This window comes from Fodinibius saliphilus (assembly GCF_005869845.1).
Taxonomy (GTDB): domain Bacteria; phylum Bacteroidota; class Rhodothermia; order Balneolales; family Balneolaceae; genus Fodinibius; species Fodinibius saliphilus.
In genome coordinates this window covers 1,419,797-1,436,326 of sequence record NZ_VAWF01000001.1, presented here as the reverse complement: position 1 = coordinate 1,436,326, position 16,530 = coordinate 1,419,797, and the positions used below count along the sequence as shown (strand labels likewise).

General features: G+C 41.8%; 16 protein-coding genes. All 16 read left to right on the top strand.

The features are described 5' to 3' along the window. Positions 1 to 94 precede the first annotated feature (94 nt). The 16 genes from FCN14_RS06050 (at position 95) to FCN14_RS05970 (ending at position 16,483) form a co-directional block, all read left to right on the top strand. Complete coding sequence (locus tag FCN14_RS06050) at positions 95 to 448, top strand: four helix bundle protein (protein WP_138430291.1); 354 nt, start codon at positions 95 to 97, stop codon at positions 446 to 448. 116 nt (positions 449 to 564) lie between these two features. Beyond that, positions 565 to 1,107 carry an adenylyl-sulfate kinase gene (cysC, locus tag FCN14_RS06045; protein ID WP_138430289.1) on the top strand — a complete coding sequence of 181 codons (543 nt, stop codon included), beginning with the start codon at positions 565 to 567 and terminating at the stop codon, positions 1,105 to 1,107. Positions 1,108 to 1,793: 686 nt separating this feature from the next. Beyond that, complete coding sequence (locus tag FCN14_RS06040) at positions 1,794 to 2,033, top strand: hypothetical protein (RefSeq protein ID WP_138430287.1); 240 nt, start codon at positions 1,794 to 1,796, stop codon at positions 2,031 to 2,033. 344 nt (positions 2,034 to 2,377) lie between these two features. Next, positions 2,378 to 3,283, top strand: a complete 906-nt coding sequence (gene cysD / locus FCN14_RS06035; protein WP_138430286.1) for a sulfate adenylyltransferase subunit CysD — start codon at positions 2,378 to 2,380, stop codon at positions 3,281 to 3,283. Between the two features lie 42 nt (positions 3,284 to 3,325). Continuing rightward, positions 3,326 to 3,688: a four helix bundle protein gene (locus FCN14_RS06030; RefSeq protein ID WP_138430284.1), complete on the top strand. Its 363-nt coding sequence runs from the start codon at positions 3,326 to 3,328 to the stop codon at positions 3,686 to 3,688. A 59-nt stretch (positions 3,689 to 3,747) separates the two neighbouring features. Then, positions 3,748 to 5,028, top strand: coding sequence for a sulfate adenylyltransferase subunit CysN (gene cysN, locus FCN14_RS06025; RefSeq protein ID WP_138430283.1), 1,281 nt, complete (start codon positions 3,748 to 3,750; stop codon positions 5,026 to 5,028). 1,222 nt (positions 5,029 to 6,250) lie between these two features. Further along, complete coding sequence (locus FCN14_RS06020; RefSeq protein ID WP_138430281.1) at positions 6,251 to 7,603, top strand: UDP-glucose dehydrogenase family protein; 1,353 nt, start codon at positions 6,251 to 6,253, stop codon at positions 7,601 to 7,603. Positions 7,604 to 7,976: 373 nt separating this feature from the next. Then, on the top strand, positions 7,977 to 8,504 hold the full coding sequence (locus FCN14_RS06015) for a winged helix-turn-helix domain-containing protein (RefSeq protein ID WP_138430279.1): 528 nt from the start codon (positions 7,977 to 7,979) through the stop codon (positions 8,502 to 8,504). Positions 8,505 to 8,670: 166 nt separating this feature from the next. Next, entirely contained in the window at positions 8,671 to 9,177 is a 507-nt protein-coding gene (locus tag FCN14_RS06010; RefSeq protein WP_138430277.1) for a UpxY family transcription antiterminator, read from the top strand. 373 nt (positions 9,178 to 9,550) lie between these two features. Beyond that, on the top strand, positions 9,551 to 9,883 hold the full coding sequence (locus FCN14_RS06000; protein ID WP_138430274.1) for a four helix bundle protein: 333 nt from the start codon (positions 9,551 to 9,553) through the stop codon (positions 9,881 to 9,883). A 155-nt stretch (positions 9,884 to 10,038) separates the two neighbouring features. Beyond that, positions 10,039 to 11,253, top strand: a complete 1,215-nt coding sequence (locus FCN14_RS05995) for a Wzz/FepE/Etk N-terminal domain-containing protein (protein ID WP_138430272.1) — start codon at positions 10,039 to 10,041, stop codon at positions 11,251 to 11,253. Between the two features lie 172 nt (positions 11,254 to 11,425). Beyond that, positions 11,426 to 12,424: a GDP-mannose 4,6-dehydratase gene (locus tag FCN14_RS05990; protein WP_138430270.1), complete on the top strand. Its 999-nt coding sequence runs from the start codon at positions 11,426 to 11,428 to the stop codon at positions 12,422 to 12,424. A gap of 8 nt (positions 12,425 to 12,432) precedes the next feature. Next, positions 12,433 to 13,872 (top strand): MATE family efflux transporter, encoded by a 1,440-nt coding sequence (locus FCN14_RS05985; protein ID WP_138430269.1) that lies wholly within the window; start codon positions 12,433 to 12,435, stop codon positions 13,870 to 13,872. After that, on the top strand, positions 13,862 to 14,716 hold the full coding sequence (locus FCN14_RS05980) for a sulfotransferase family protein (protein ID WP_138430267.1): 855 nt from the start codon (positions 13,862 to 13,864) through the stop codon (positions 14,714 to 14,716). Before FCN14_RS05985 ends, FCN14_RS05980 begins: the two co-directional genes overlap by 11 nt. Beyond that, positions 14,697 to 15,584, top strand: coding sequence for a polysaccharide deacetylase family protein (locus tag FCN14_RS05975; RefSeq protein WP_138430266.1), 888 nt, complete (start codon positions 14,697 to 14,699; stop codon positions 15,582 to 15,584). Before FCN14_RS05980 ends, FCN14_RS05975 begins: the two co-directional genes overlap by 20 nt. Continuing rightward, positions 15,581 to 16,483: a hypothetical protein gene (locus tag FCN14_RS05970; RefSeq protein WP_138430264.1), complete on the top strand. Its 903-nt coding sequence runs from the start codon at positions 15,581 to 15,583 to the stop codon at positions 16,481 to 16,483. The genes FCN14_RS05975 and FCN14_RS05970 overlap by 4 nt, the downstream gene beginning before the upstream one ends. The last annotated feature ends 47 nt before the right edge of the window (positions 16,484 to 16,530 follow it).

Below are 16,530 nucleotides of genomic sequence, written 5' to 3'. Positions count from 1 at the left end.
TGGTGAATGTAAAGGCTTCTTAAAAATTTGTAAGCCTTGTTTCACTGAATGGTCTTACTACTGATACTAATAGTTAAATCAGTATAATAAGTCCATGAATAAGCCAAATGTAATTAAGGAAAAAAGTTTTAAATTTGCCCTCAAGGTAATTACTCTTAGTCAGCTTCTTGTAAGTAAAAATGAATTTGTCATATCAAGACAGCTTTTAAAAAGTGGAACTAGTATAGGTGCTAACGTTGAAGAGGCTGGAGCAGCTCAGTCAAAGAGGGATTTTATTGCTAAAATGGCAATAGCATCCAAGGAGGAAAGAGAAACCAAATATTGGTTACGTCTACTTAAACATGGTGAGTTCTTAATATTTGATGCAGAACAACATTTGAAAGAAATTAATGAGATTATAAATATACTGACTTCAATAGTGAAGACTTCTCAACAAAATCTGAAATAAATTCAGCATCTAAAATTCAACATTCATAATTTTTAATGATCTGTGGTCGTTCGTTGTCGGTTCATCGTCTGCAGTCATAATACCAACTTAACGCTTAAAACTTTTAACTTTACACTATGAGTGTACAACAAGAAAACAGCTTAAAACCCACCGTTCTCTGGTTTACCGGACTTTCGGGATCAGGCAAGAGTACTATATCTGAAGAAGTATATGCACAATTGAAAGAGCAAGGATATGAAGTGGAGCACCTGGATGGGGATGCGGTACGGGAAGTCTTTCCCAAGACCGGCTTTTCTAAAGAAGAACGGGATGCTCATGTGAAACGTGTTGGGTTTATTGCCAGTTTGCTACAAAAGCACGGCGTCTTTGTAGTTGCCTCCTTTATTTCACCCTACCAGGATGCTCGCGACTTTGTCCGTGATATGTGTGAGGATTTTACTGAAGTTCATATCTCTACGCCCCTTGAGGTGTGTGAAGAGCGAGATGTGAAAGGGCTATATGAACAGGCCCGCAAAGGGGAGATCGATAACTTTACCGGTATCAGTGATCCCTATGAAGAGCCTGAAAATCCGGAGATTGAAATCGATACGACCAATATTTCTGTAGAAGAGGGCGTACAGATGGTATTTGACTATTTGGAGTCACAAGTAGATTCATAGAGCATGTTGCGTGCTGAAGGTTAAATGTTGAGAGTTGAAGGTTGGATGTTGGGTGGGTTATTCCACGCCCCAGATCCCAATTAAAAACTATAAAAAAGCAGTCATTCCGAGCGGAGCCTAGCGAAGTCGAGGAATCTCCTTGAATAGATTCGCGTAATATCTAAAGAGCAAGAAAAATCCCCTCTTGGGAGGTGTGCTGAGGAACGAGGCGGGGTGGGTTCTGTAGATAGTAATAACTGTTTTGTTACTTTTTTTAATGATGGTCCGATAGTAGTCTGACCAGCAAATCTGGAAAAAAATATCTGTAGAATGGGGTATTGCAAAAGGCGGAAAAAAAGGGGCTGTTTGTTTTGTTACTGTTTTTCAGTGACGAAAAAAGTAACCAAAAAAGTCACTGGCTGAGAATTCTGTACCCGGCTCCAAACATGCGGCGGAAGTATTTTAATGGTCCATTACGATCGCTGCTTTTTTAGAGGATAACACCGGTATGAAATACTCCTGGCCGCCTTCTGTTTTCGGCACAGAATTCGTTATGCCGGAGGGAAACAAGCAACGTAGTTCCCGCGATTCGCCCTGGCCCCCGTTTTAAAAAGCCCCATTATTTAAATAAAGGTGCCCAATATGACATTAGAATTGCGAGCGGAGGGCAAAGCAGGCGGATGTGCATTTTGTACCAGTGATGATATTTGAAATACTTTATAAGTGTATCGGACCATCAAAATGCGCGCCTGCTGCCGGCCGGAGCTGTCCCGCAATTTGTAGTCTTGATCTTTTACGAGTCTTTTGGATCAAGCCAAAAGGCGGAAAAGAAAAAGGGGCTGTTTGTTTTGTTACTGTTTTTCAGTGACGAAAAAAGTAACCGGCAGAGAATTCTGTACCCGGCTTCGGCCTTCGGATGGGATAATTCTAATGGTCCTTCCCATTGAGAAATAGTATTAAAGAAATATACCGGTGTAGAATTATCCTCCTCATCCTACGGCCTCCACACAGAATTCCTTATGCCGGATGGGGACAAGCAACGCTTTCCCAAGCCTTCAACCCGGAATCCCATTTTTTAAAAAATTACCTTGTCATCCTGAACTTGTTTCGGGATTTCTTGGATTAGATTAAAATAGCATCTAAAGGAAAGGGAAAACACAACTCCCCAACGCCGGATAACATTTTTTGTCCCATATAATTTAAAAAAAGGCAATAAGAAGTAGTCATTCTTCATACTAATCCTTAACTTTAGCCGCTTTAGTACATCTGTCTAACATTTGAAAACCCAAATATGCATTTATATAAGTTAAATCATATCCGACAGCTTGAGTCGGAAGCGATACATATCATGAGAGAGGTCGCCGCGCAGTTTGAGAACCCGGTGCTGATGTTTTCCGGGGGTAAAGACTCCATTACGATGGCGCGATTGGCCCAGAAAGCCTTTTGGCCCGGAAAGATTCCCTTTCCTTTTTTACACGTAGATACGGGCCATAACTTTGATGAAACCATAGAATTCCGGGATAACCTGATGGATGATCTGGGCGTTGAGCTTATTGTAGCCCATGTCCAGGACATGATCGACGAAGGATTGGTTAAGGAAGAAAAAGGACCCAACCCCAGCCGCAACAAATTGCAGATCCCCACTTTGTTGAAAGCCCTGGAAGATCATGACTTTGATGCCGCTTTTGGTGGGGCTCGCCGCGATGAAGAGAAGGCGCGTGCCAAAGAACGATTTTTCTCACACCGTGATGAATTTGGGCAGTGGGATCCCAAGAATCAGCGTCCGGAGCTGTGGAATTTGTATAACGGACACAAAAGCCCGGGCGAGCACTTTCGGGTATTCCCGCTGAGTAACTGGACCGAAATGGACGTATGGCAGTATATCGCCGCCGAAGGTATCGATATCCCCAGCCTGTACCTGGCGCATACCCGCGATGTTGTGGAGCGTGAAGGTACCTACCTGGCGAAGTCGAAGTTTATTACGCTGACCGAGGAGGAAGAGTATGAGGAGAAGCAAGTACGGTTCCGTACTATCGGAGATATGACCTGTACCGGAGCCTTCAAATCGGATGCCGATACCATTCCGCAGGTTATTGAAGAGGTGGCCTCTGCCCGAATTACAGAGCGCGGTAACCGAACCGATGACAAGCGGGCCGAAGCGGCTATGGAAGAGCGCAAAAAACAAGGCTATTTTTAGAAAAGTTCAGTAATAAGTGTTAAGTGTTAAGTTTAAAGTGTTATGGCGTATCAGTCATTTGAAGATTTACAGGTTTGGCAACGGTCAACACGGTTGTCGGTTGATCTAACCAATCACCTAGTAGATTGCAAGGACTATGCGTTTAAGAACCAAGTTCTGAGATCGGTAATCTCGATACCTTCAAATATTGCAGAAGGTGCTGAACGTCAATCCGACAAAGAATTTCGTTATTTCTTAAATGTAGCGAAAGGTTCTGCGGCGGAACTTAGAACACAATTGTACATTGGAATGGAAACAAAACTCATTGATAAAGAACTTTCGAAAGAGATGATCAAAGAACTGAAAGAGCTTTCCTCAATGATGCAGGGATTAATTTCTAGTCTAGACGAGAAACTTAATACTTAACACTTCCGACTTTAAACTTTTATTGAAGTGACAAATAATTTTAAAATTTATCATTTGTAATGAGTAACAAAGAGAACGATGCCCAAAAGTATCTCGACATGGACCTGCTGCGTTTTACTACGGCAGGGAGTGTTGACGATGGAAAAAGTACCCTTATTGGAAGACTGCTGTACGATTCAAAATCGATCTTTGATGATCGAATGGAGGCCATCGAGGAATCCAGTAAGAAGAAGGGAGACGAATATACCAACCTGGCGCTACTCACCGATGGACTTTCGGCTGAGCGTGAACAGGGTATCACCATCGATGTAGCATACCGCTACTTTTCAACGCCCGAACGTAAATTTATTATTGCCGATACACCGGGACACGTACAGTACACTCGAAATATGGTGACCGGTGCCTCTACCGCCAATTTAGCTGTGATTCTGGTAGATGCCCGAAACGGCGTTATCGAACAGACCTGTCGTCATGCCTTTATCGCATCCCTGCTGCAGATCAAGCATATCGTGCTCTGCGTAAACAAGATGGACCTGGTGGACTACAGCGAAGAGCAGTTCGACAAGATTAAAAAAGAGTTCAAAACGTTTTCCTCCAAGCTGGACGTACCCGAGATTCACTACATTCCCATCAGTGCACTTTACGGAGATAATGTAGTAGAAGAATCAGATAATATGCCGTGGTACAAAGGATCTACCTTACTGTATACCCTGGAAAACGTGCAGGTGAGCGGTGATTATGACCATGTTGACAGCCGATTTCCCGTACAGTGGGTCACGCGTCCACAGTCTACCGAATACCCTGACTACCGGGGCTATGCCGGACAGATCGCCGGGGGCGTCTTTAAACCCGGGGACGAGATTATTGCCCTGCCATCCGGTTTCACATCCGAAATTAAAGAGATCCACACCTTCGAGAACGAGGAGGAGGAAGCCTTTGCACCCATGTCTGTAACGATGACCCTCGAAAATGATATTGATATCAGCCGGGGCGATATGATTGCCAAACCCGACAACCAGCCAACGGTAGGTCAGGACATTGATATGATGGTCTGCTGGCTGAACAAAGAGCCGCTCAATCCCAACGGGAAGTATGCCATCAAACATACTACCCAAGATGCCCGTTGCATTATAAAAGAGGTAAAATACAAGGTGAATATTAATACCTTGCACCGTGTAGAAGGGGATAAGGAGATCGGCCTTAATGATATCGGACGTATCAAAATTCGTACTACCAAACCTCTTTTCTACGACAGTTACAAGCGTAACCGTAGGACGGGGAGTATCATTATTATTGATGAATATACTCATGAAACGGTGGGCGCCGGGATGATTCTGTAAGGATAATTGACTGGGGACGGTAGACAATATGTAGGCCGTACTGCCAGTGCGGCCCTTTCACACTTTGATGATTTTTATAAAGTTATTTCGATCTATCCCCCCTGTTTAAAAGCAGTGTCATTACGAGGAAGAGTGTTTTCCTCTGACGACGTAATCTCCCGATAGCATTAAGTTATTGTACACCCGTTTTTTGATCGACCAAAAAACGGAGTGTTTCTAAACAAGTAACGCTTTCCCGTGATTCGCCACAGACCCCAATTTAAAAACTATAAAGAAGCAGTCATTCCGAGCGGAGCTTAGCGTAGTCGAGGAATCTCCTTGAATAGATTCGCGTAGGATCTGAAAGGCAAGACTCCTCCTTGTGGCTCTGTTTAGTGGTAGGGTTGCCAGTGCAAATCGAAGGAGGAATAGGAGGATGTTAGCACTATCTTCTCTGTCCATTTTTTGTCAGCATCCGACGGTGGTCGGACCAGCAGAGCTGGAAGAACTCACGTAGAATGGGGCACAGCGAAAAAACTGCTGGGGGAATCGTAGATTTTGTTCTGGTTAAAGCAGTGAGATTGGCTACTGCTCTATCTCGGTAGTTGCTGCTGTCACGCTTTTCCCGCGATTCGCCCCAGACCCTCGATTTTAAAACCAACATTTAAAAGCAATATCATCCTGAATTTGTTTCAGGATTTTCCTGAATAAGCTCGAGAAGTATTTAAATGGCAGGGAAAAGTCCCCCTTTTGGCATTATCTGAATGAAAGGCGTTGGAGGTACCAGAAGGGGGTAAGGGGGATGATACGCAATGTTTGTCGATAGGCTTAAAGCCATCTTCAAGAGATTGTTCATAAGTGATTGAGGGGGCAAATCTTTTAGATGCTACGCGAGCCTGGTGGGGGGAGATCCTTCGGCTGGGCTCAGGATGACACTGCTTTTTTAACGAAATGGTTTAAGGGGCATATCTTTTAGCGCTATTTTCCCGGGATTTAGAATGTAGGCCGTGCTTCCAGCGCGGCCATATCCACATTTGGACCAGTTGCCCTCCGCATTGGTATTCTTGGGTTAATTGCTTGATAGTAAGTATGGAACTTATGCACTCAGAATAACTACAATTAACCTATAAGTTTTCAGTAATTTGCTTTTTGAATACCAATACGAATCATTTATCTTAGCGCCTCATTTTATTAAGAGGTTTTTATTACCCCTTCAGTTTTTAAATCATAGAGTGACAAACAGATGAAACTAGCAGTAATAGGCACCGGCTATGTAGGGCTGGTCAGCGGCACCTGTTTCGCCGATTCCGGCAATGACGTAACCTGCGTAGATATTGATGCGAAGAAAGTAGAAGAGCTTAAAGAAGGGAATGTCCCTATCTACGAGCCCGGACTGGAAACAATTTTTGAACGCAGCATCCGCGAGGGACGCCTGCGGTTTACCACCGAAATGGAACAGGCCGTAAGGGAAGCCGATATTATCTTTTTGTGCCTGCCCACCCCGCCGGGCGGCGACGGCCAAGCCGACCTGTCGGCTGTGATGACCGTAGCCGAACAGATCGGCCCGCTGCTGGAGGACTATACCGTAATTGTGAACAAATCGACCGTGCCGGTAGGCACCGCCGACCGCGTGCGCGAGGCCATTGCCGAATCGGCCTCTGAAGAACTCTTTGATGTGGTCTCCAACCCCGAGTTCCTGCGCGAAGGCGCCGCCGTCGAAGACTTTATGAAGCCCGAACGCGTGGTCATCGGGGCCGACAGCGAGCGGGCCGCCGAGACCATGAGCACCCTCTACGAGCCCTTTGTACGCTCGGGCAACCCTATTATTACGATGGATCCGCGCAGCTCTGAGCTGACCAAGTATGCCGCCAACGCCATGCTGGCCACCAAAATTACCTTTATGAACGAAATTGCCAATATCTGCGAGCGGGTCGGCGCCAATGTCGACAACGTACGCCGCGGCATCGGTACCGACTCGCGCATCGGCAAGCGCTTCCTGTTTGCCGGCATCGGCTACGGGGGCAGTTGCTTCCCCAAAGACGTGCAGGCGATCCACCACACGGCCGCCGGGCACGGCTACGACTTTAAGATTGTGGACTCGGTCATGGAAGTCAATAACTGGCAGAAAACCTCGATTGTGCGCAAGATGGAGGACTATTTTGGCACCGACGACTTCAGCGGCATGACCTTCGGGATGTGGGGTTTGAGCTTTAAGCCCGAGACCGACGACATCCGCGAGGCCCCGGCGCTGTATATTGCTGAGGAGCTCGCAAGCAAAGGCGCCAGCCTGATCGCTTATGACCCCGAGGCCATCGCTACCTTCAAGCAGGCGACCAGCCAGGACGTGCTCGAGGCCACCACCTTTGTGCACAACCAGAAAGAAGCTTTAGATGACATTGACGCGCTGGTGATCTGCACTGAGTGGAACGAGTTCCGGCGACCCACGGTCGACAACTTTGCCGACGAAATGAAGCAGCCGGTCATTTTTGACGGACGCAACCTCTATGACCTGGACCGGGCCCGCAAAGCAGGCATCACATACATCAGTGTGGGGCGACCGGCAGTACACCAGCAAGAACTGGAATTCGCAGAGTAGATTGTTAAAGTGTTTAAGAATCTGTTGAATTGTTGAAGGTTTGCTCTGCGTCTAAGACTATAGAGGGTGGCGAGGCAAAGTGATTCTAATGCTACAACTTGAATACTTCTACAATGGAACGGTGTCATCTTTTATATATGCCGCCGTATAATCTGTTTAAATCTATGCAGAATTGTGGCTGATTAACCGGTAATATTCCGGTTGCGTCGCTGCACATTCTTGAGTATAATTGGTACTCATTTTTGAGGGTTTCGGACGCTTCCAATGGGAGTGACGTGGCGAAGCTGTAGGTTGGAGCGTTTAGATCTGCAACTTATATGTTATGTACTCTAAGTCTTGAGAAACTCAACATCGATAATTTAACATTTGTACAGTGCTCGACGCACTTATTTCCAGTCAGTTACGAGTAAAGCTTCTGCTGAAATTCTTTATAAATCCCGAACTAAGATCTTATTTAAGAGGATTGTCGGGAGAGTTTGAAGTCTCTACAAATGCGGTGAGGCAGGAACTGAACAATCTGGAAGAAGCGGGAATAATTTCCGCCGAAAAGGATGGGAACAAGAAAATGTTCAGCGTAAACCGTGATTATCCGCTTTATAGTGAAGTGCGGACCCTGCTGATGAAAACCGTTGGCATAGAACAGGTGATGGAAAAGGTGCTCAGCCGACTGGGAGAACTTAAGAAGGTATATTTGACCGGATCTCTGGCTGAGGGATTGGATGCCCCGACCATAGATCTGTACCTTATCGGTGATGTGAACCGGGAGTACCTGCACAAGATGACAAAGAAAGCCGAAGAATTGACCGGTAAAAAAATCCGCATGGCGGTCTTTACCGAGAAGGAATGGGGCCGGGAGCTAATTGAAAACGAAACGCACGTATTGCTATTTGAACGAAAATAGTTATTAAGAGGGTTTTGCGAACCTATTTCCATCTTGTCATTCTGAACTTGTTTCAGAATCTCATATGCAGTTGTTCGCGTTTAAACCAAGACCCTAAACTGAATTCAGGATGACAAGCTAGGTTTTGCAAAGCCTATATTAAATTAGTCACAGAAACAAATTGTTTATGACGCCTTCAAAAGGGAAAAAAAGATGGATGGCCGTTTATACTGCTCCAAGAGCGGAAAAAAAAGTGTGTGAGCGCCTGGAAGAAAAGGATATTGAAGTATATCTCCCCCTGCAAAAAGAACAGCGTCAGTGGAGCGATCGTAAGAAAATTGTGGAAACCCCCATTATCTCTTCCTACGTGTTTGTGAAATGTACCGAAGCCCGGCGTAGAAAAATATTGCAGACATACGGCGTGCTCAATTTCGTCTTTTACCGGGGCAAACCGGCTGTAATCCGTGATGAGGAGATGGAGCTGATGTGGAAGTTTCTAGCTGATTATGATTATATTGATCTAGAGGTAAAGCAGCTGGAACGGGGACAAAAGGTTACCGTAGAAAGTGGTCCGTTAAAAGGAAAAGACGGAGAAGTGGTCTACACCAAAGAGAACAGAGTTTGCATACAGCTTGAAAGCCTCGGCTTGCAAATACGGGCCGAAGTGGAAGGAGTGATGCTGAATGAGAAATGAAGGGTTGAAAAGACTGTTAAAGGTTGAAGGGTATAAAAGGTTGTTAAATGTTATACATTGAAAAAGTTGGTTACAGGTTACACGTTGAAAGTTACAGGTTAGTTTATTAGCATCATCCCCAACATTCAACCTTTAACTTGCAAACTGCAATATTAAAAACCTTCAACATATTTAAATTTATGGCGACTGTTGAGCGTTTTGAAGATTTAAAAATTTGGAAGCTGGCCAGAGAGCTGGTTCGTTTAGTTTATGAAGTAACCAACAAAGATGATTTTTAGTGTTTAGGTTGGGGGTTTAGGTTAAGAAAGCCTCTCAACCTCAATCTCAACCTTAATCCTTAGAAAATGGTTAAGAGCTTTCGTGATATGGAAGTATGGAAGTATGGAAGAAGGCTATCGAATTGTCCTTTCAGGTTTTTGAATTAACAAAATCGTTGCCTCGATCTGAAGACTACGGATTAATCTCGCAGATAAGACGATCGGCAAATAGTATTTCATCAAATATATCCGAAGCTTTTGGAAGAAAAACTAAAAAAGATAAGCGAAATTTTTATATTGTCGCTCGCGGTTCGGCCTTCGAAACACAAAGTCATCTGCTGTATGGCGGGAAAGTAAAATATTTTGATGAACAAATAGTTGATAAGCTGATTGAAGAATATGATGATTTAATTCACCAATTGAACAAGATCATGAAGAGCTTGAACTGAGTATTAAGGCTCAGGTTAAGTGTTAAAGTTAAGGTTTAGATTAAGGTTAAGGCTGAGGGTTTTCTCAACCTAAACCTCAACCTTAATCCTGAATACAATCGAATAACGTTTTATTGATCAGAAATTAGAATACAAATTACTAATACAGAACAAAGCTGAGCAAAGATAAGCCACATAACGATCATCACGACCCCAAGCCCCAGAAAGGGCAACAGTCTCACAATCCATCACCCCAAGGCTATTACGGACAGCCGCCCGAATACGGCTATCAGCCCATTGAAGAAGATGAAATTGACCTCATAGAACTGGCACAGACCTTCTGGGATGCCCGTATGAAAATTATAAAAATTACCGGGGCTTTTTTGGTGCTGGGACTTTTCATCGCCCTATTCAGCCCCAAAGAATACTCCACCTCTGCTACGATGATGCCGGAAATGCAATCTGCCCAAAGCGGGGCAAGCGGTTTGTTGCAGCAGTACGGGGGTATGCTGGGAATCAGCGGTAGTCAATTGAGCGGGGGACAAGAAGGAACGATCCCCCCGCAGCTCTATCCGAATATCGTACAGAGCCTGCCCTACCAGGTGGAGCTGATGAATACGGAAGTCCACTTTTCTAGGTATGATACGACAGCTACGGTGTATGACTTTTTTACGAATATTCATTCTCCTTCGATATTAGGATATGTCAAGCAGTTTACCATAGGCTTGCCCGGACAGATTATCGGGCTTTTTAAGTCGGAAGAACAGGATATAAACCCGTTGCCAAAAAAAGTGGATCGCGATTCAGTATTAAGACTGAATAGAGAGCAGATGGAAACGGTAAAAACGCTGCGGGAACGATTATCCATATCAGTGGACCAGGAAACGGGTATTTTAACACTAACCTCGGAATTTCCCGATCCACAGGCTGCCGCAGAAATCGGTCGTGTTGCTATTACTTTGCTTAAGGAGCAAGTGAAAGAATACCGAACCCAGAAAGCGCGACAGAATCTACAGTTTGTACAGGAGCAGGTAGAGGAAGCCCGCAAGCGTTTTGAAGAGGCGCAGCAACGTTTGGCGGAATTTCGTGACAGCAACCTGAACCTGGCGACAGCCAAGGCACAGAGCCGCGAGCAGGAATTGCAATCACAATATGACCTGACGTTCAATCTTTACAATTCTCTTTCACAACGACAGGAGCAGGCGAAATTAGACCTGCAAGAGGAAACGCCGGTGCTTTCGGTATTGCAGCCGGTGAGCGTTCCGTTAAATGATAATACTTCAGGTCTTCTTATTTTGATTGTATCCGGAATGCTGGGGGGGATTGTAAGTCTGGGTTGGGTACTGATTGAAAATTGGTGGAAGCATGAGCAAGTGCGGTTAGAGTCGTAAGTATTAAGTAGAACGCTTTAAGTCTAAAGTTTTTAATAAAGTGTTATCCTGACCCCCGATGTGTCGGGACGGGTTTTGTTTCAGGATCTGTAACTCTCCCTACGAAGGGGGTACCCCCGAAGGCGAGGAGGGATGTTTAAAAACCGGAATTGGAAATTAGATAAAACAAATTTTGTCAAGCACTGATACAAATCATTCATCAAAAACTGTCCTCGTCACAGGCGGAGCAGGCTTTATTGGTTCTCATTTGGTCGATAGGCTAATTGAGCAGGGTGACAATGTAATCTGTGTAGATAACTTTGATCCCTACTACGATCGCACCATCAAAGAAAACAACATTCGCGAGCACCGGAAACACGAGAACTACTGGCTGGTGGAAGAAGATATCCGAAATCTTGATGCGCTTCGTGAAAAAATTACTGAAGATATAGATGTGATTGTACACTTGGCAGCGAAGGCGGGGGTACGCCCCTCGGTAAAAGACCCGGTGGGGTTCCAGGAAGTAAACGTGATGGGGACGCAAAACATGCTGGAATTTGCCAAGGAGCGGGACGTCAAACAGTTTGTGTTTGCGTCTTCCAGTAGTGTATATGGTACCAATGAAAATGTGCCGTGGTCGGAGGATGATCACGTGCTAAAGCCTATTAGCCCGTATGCCAGCACGAAAGTAAGTGGGGAGTTGATGGGGCATGTCTATAGCGAACTCTATGATATGCGATTTTTGGCCCTTCGCTTTTTTACGGTGTATGGTCCTCGGCAGCGGCCGGACTTAGCGATCCATAAATTTCTACGGCTGATGAGTGATGGAGAGCAGATTACGCTTTATGGTGATGGCAGCAGCCGGCGTGATTATACCTATATTGATGATATTATAGATGGGGTGATGGCTGCTATTTCTTATGATGATAGCATGTATGAAATTATCAACTTGGGCAATAATCGAACGATACAGCTCTTGGAGTTGGTAGAAGCCCTTGAGGAGGCCTCTGGTATTGAAGCGGATAAAACCCATGCTCCGGAAGTTCCTGGTGATGTAAGACAGACATGGGCAGATATTTCAAAGGCCGAGCAAATGCTTGACTATAGACCAAGTTATGATTTACATAACGGGCTGTATAATTTCGTTAAGTGGTACAAATTATACAAAGAGGAAAATATAAGATTGTCATAGGTACTTAAGTGAGTAAATTTAGGATCTACTTCCGCTCGTCAAGTACAGCCTTTATTTCTACAATTGTAACAAAAGTTTCAGCTTTTGTTAGTGTTTGGATTCTTAATCAGGTACTTACAAAGGAAGCATATGGGAATTATGAATTCGCCTTTTCTCTGATAAGTATTTTGCTGATTTTAGGATCAGCAGGCTTTCAACATATTGCTATGTATCGTCTTTCAAGGATTGATGCACCACCCGAAAGTTTGGAGGGAGAGAGTTTAGCAGGGAAGCTGCTAAAATATAGCCTCATGTCTAGTAGTTTGGTTAGTTTGATCGTGGTTGGCGTAGCATTTATATGGAGCGGCTTAGAAAATAGCTTTTGGATAGTTGGGTTGACTTTATTAATTCCGCTTAAAGCTCTGCATGGTATTTATGATGCGTGGTTTAGAGCTCGACAGCTCATTGCTGAATCAATATTATACTATGAAATGCTTCCGGCCATTGCGAAAGTATGTTTTTTATGTATTTGCTGGCTGATTTGGCCCAATATTTATGTAGTTGTTGGAGCTATTTTGCTTAGTGAATTTTTGCCATTAACTGTTCGATATATAATGACTCCTTTAAATCTCTTTAGAGTTAATAAAGGGTCTGTTTTAACACTTTGGGATTTTAAATATGCTGGGCAATTAGCTATTACTACTGGTATTAGCAAAACAGTTAAGTATGCGGATATTTTAATGATGGGTATTCTTGCTACTAGTACACAAGTTGCTGAATACGTAATAGCTTCGAAGTTAGCATTTATCCTATATTTAGCACACGGTATTAATAATAAAATTTTAACACCCAGAATAGGTAATTTCTTGAGCAATCAAGATTTTGCATCAATTCATGAGGAGTATCACTATAGTAGAATTTTGACATTATCTTGCTCATTTTGTGGAGCAATTGTCTTTACATTATTCGGATATCAAATATTAGAATTATTTGGTGAATATGGGAATTCATACTCGACTTTGATGATTTTGTGTTCCACATACCTTTTGACAACAAGTTTTGGAATGTCAGGGGGGTATCTTAATATCGCTGGTTATTCAAACTTAACTCTTTATACAACTATATTAGTTCTTATCATTAACATTGGATTAAATTATTGGCTCATTCCTATTTTAGGGTCAGATGGGGCAGCAGTTGCAATGTTGGTATCTTTTGGGGTTACCAATATAATAACTTCTTTTCTTATCCTATATAAAGATGGAGTTAAAACTTATTCTATAAGTTTAACAATACATACTTTTTTTGCAGTAGTTATTTTGTTGTTTAGGGGTTTTATGATTTTCAATATTGTTATTACAACTTCTGTATTATTATTAATTCTTGTTTCTTTGTTATACTCAGAGAGAGATTTTCTAAGAAGGTTAATCAGTAATTTTAATAAATATTTAACATTCCAAAATGGAAATTGATGTTTTTCATATAGGTCCTCAGAAATCTGCCACAACATGGGTTTATAAATGTTTAAAAGAACATAATGAGGTTTTAGTACCTAATAATGATTCTATTCATTATTATGATATGTATTTTAATAATGGCAAAGAGTGGTATGCTTCATTTTTTCAAAAACAAAATTCAAAAAAAATAGTAATAGACCCTACTCCATCCTACATTAGATCACCTTGGGCACCTCGTCGAATAGCTGATGATTATCCTAAAGCGAAGTTTATTGTTTGTTTGCGGCATCCAATTGATCGCGCTTTTTCTCATTATTGGCATGAGAAAAAAAAGCAAAAAATTGCTTTTGAATTCAGTGAAGTATTAGAAAATTATGACTTGTATTCCTCTTGGATTGAACCGGGGCTATACGCAGAACATATTGAAAGATACCTTCAATATTTTAATGAGGATCAATTTCTTTTTTTAGATTTTCGAGATCTTAAAAAAGACCCAGAAAATTATTTAAAGTCCATACTTTCTTTTTTAGAAGTTGATAAAAACTTTAAACCAAGTTTCTTGGACAAAAAGGTTAATATAGCTTCTGGTAAACAGACACCTATAAACCAAGGATGGCTACATTTAAAGACTAGTTTAAGAGATTCTTTTATTGGTGGGGGATTACGCAAATTGAATTTAGATATTGTTGCTAGAAAATTAGAGCAGACACCATATCTGGGAAAAATTTTAAAGGATAAAGATGAATATGAAAAAGGTATTTCACCTGAATTACGTTCTGAACTACTCGAGATGATTGAGCCAGAAATTCAACGCTTAGAAAAGTTAATTGGTTGGGATCTTGTTCATTGGCGAAAATGAGCAACAGCCGTTAAAAGAATGTGTAATGATAGAAGTTTCTATGTTCCATCATATAATAAATGATTTGGATATTTTTTTGGGTCCGCAAAAGTTATATAGTGTTACTTCTCAAGAGTTAGAAAAATATTTAAAACACAGGTCTGATTATCAAAATACTGTAAATAATTTTGATATCGAAAATGATAAAGGGAAACTTATAACCTTTGATGATGGCTATAGAAATAACCTAGAGGCTTTACCACTGCTAGAGAAATATAATGCAAAAGCAATTATATTTATTACAACTGGTTTCATTGATAGAGAGGCGTATCCTTATGAAATTGAGTTGGCCCAAGCAATTGAAAAGTTTGATAGTCTTAGATTAAGAGACATTTCTGAAGTGTCATTAAAAAATGAGGAGCGTAAAGTACAAGTATATAACCGGTTACGTGAACCTCTAAAGAAAAGTACTTTTGAGGAAAAAGAAAGGTTCATGAATGAGTTGGCAGAACTAAACAATTACAAAAGAAGATCCTGTCAAACAGAAAGATTTCTATCCTGGGATGAGATTGTTAGGCTTGATGAAAACCCTTTAATAACGATTGGAGCACATACTATCACTCATCCAGTATTAACAGAACAATCAATGTGGACGGTCTATTATGAGATGCGCAAATCAAAAAAAAGAATTGAGGAAAAACTGGGTCACAAGATTTACCACTTTTCTTATCCCTATGGTGCAAATAACTTTGTCGTAAGGAATTTGGCTAGGCTTTCTGGATTTAAGTATGGCTTTACCACCAAAAAGAGACTTATAAAAAGAAGACCGAACTTAATGGCCCTACCCCGAATTGAAATTAAGAACCTATTAAAACAGTTAGGAAATTGACTGATATGAGAGTGTTAGTAGGGACATTATTTTCTGGTGAAAATGAATTTAGACAGTGTAAAGATTCCCTGCAAGATCAGGTTTTTACAAATTGGGATCATGTTGTTTATAAAAATCTACCCAATAAAAAAGCCCATGAAACGCTTTATAGAAAGTTTATGGACGAGGCAGAAAATTACGATCTGTTTGTAAAGCTTGATGCTGACATGGTTTTTATGAGTGAACAGTCACTATCCAAGATTGTTGGTACTTTCCAAAATTATAAACATTTAGATCATGCATTACTGGGGGTAAAAGATTGGGCTTCTAATTCAATAATTGATGGATTGCACATCTTTAGTAATCGTGCCACTTGGACTAAAAACGATGAGAATTTGTTTGTTGATCCAAGTCCTAAAGTCCCCGGGAAAAAATTTTATACTCATAATGAACCCGCACCTTTGGTTGTACATAGCCCTAATCCATCTAAGAATCAAGCTTTTAGATTTGGTTATCATAGAGCTTTAAAGCTTTTGCAAACTGATAGAGTTGGTTTTAGCTTTTTAAGTTCAAGAATGCAGTTCAAACTTCTTTCTAATATTTGGCATCAATATTACATTAAGAGAGATGTAATACGTGGAATTATATTATTTGGGGCTGATTATGTAATTAGAAATGAAGCATCTCCAGATCTTTATAGTAATGACAAAGAAACACTATATCAGATATTTGAAAATGAATATCCTGGTAAACAAAAAGTGTTCAATGATTTAAAAAAGAATTGGGCAAACTGGTTAAAGAGATATAAGATTTATCTAAATGAAGTAGGTTTAAGGAGTGTTTTAGGTTCAGCATTAAAGGAAATCCCCAGAAAGAGTTTGAAAAATGTGTATATGAAAGTTAGCCCAAGATACATTTAGTTATTCAATTTTAAGATGTTTGAAGTTTATTAACCCTTTCTTTTAGT

Coding starts and splice junctions, on each gene's coding strand:
- FCN14_RS06050 (WP_138430291.1), top strand. CDS start 95: ATGAATAAGCCAAATGTAATTAAGGAAAAAAGTTTTAAATTTGCCCTC.
- cysC (WP_138430289.1), top strand. CDS start 565: ATGAGTGTACAACAAGAAAACAGCTTAAAACCCACCGTTCTCTGGTTT.
- cysD (WP_138430286.1), top strand. CDS start 2,378: ATGCATTTATATAAGTTAAATCATATCCGACAGCTTGAGTCGGAAGCG.
- FCN14_RS06030 (WP_138430284.1), top strand. CDS start 3,326: ATGGCGTATCAGTCATTTGAAGATTTACAGGTTTGGCAACGGTCAACA.
- cysN (WP_138430283.1), top strand. CDS start 3,748: ATGAGTAACAAAGAGAACGATGCCCAAAAGTATCTCGACATGGACCTG.
- FCN14_RS06020 (WP_138430281.1), top strand. CDS start 6,251: ATGAAACTAGCAGTAATAGGCACCGGCTATGTAGGGCTGGTCAGCGGC.
- FCN14_RS06010 (WP_138430277.1), top strand. CDS start 8,671: ATGACGCCTTCAAAAGGGAAAAAAAGATGGATGGCCGTTTATACTGCT.
- FCN14_RS06000 (WP_138430274.1), top strand. CDS start 9,551: ATGGAAGTATGGAAGAAGGCTATCGAATTGTCCTTTCAGGTTTTTGAA.
- FCN14_RS05980 (WP_138430267.1), top strand. CDS start 13,862: ATGGAAATTGATGTTTTTCATATAGGTCCTCAGAAATCTGCCACAACA.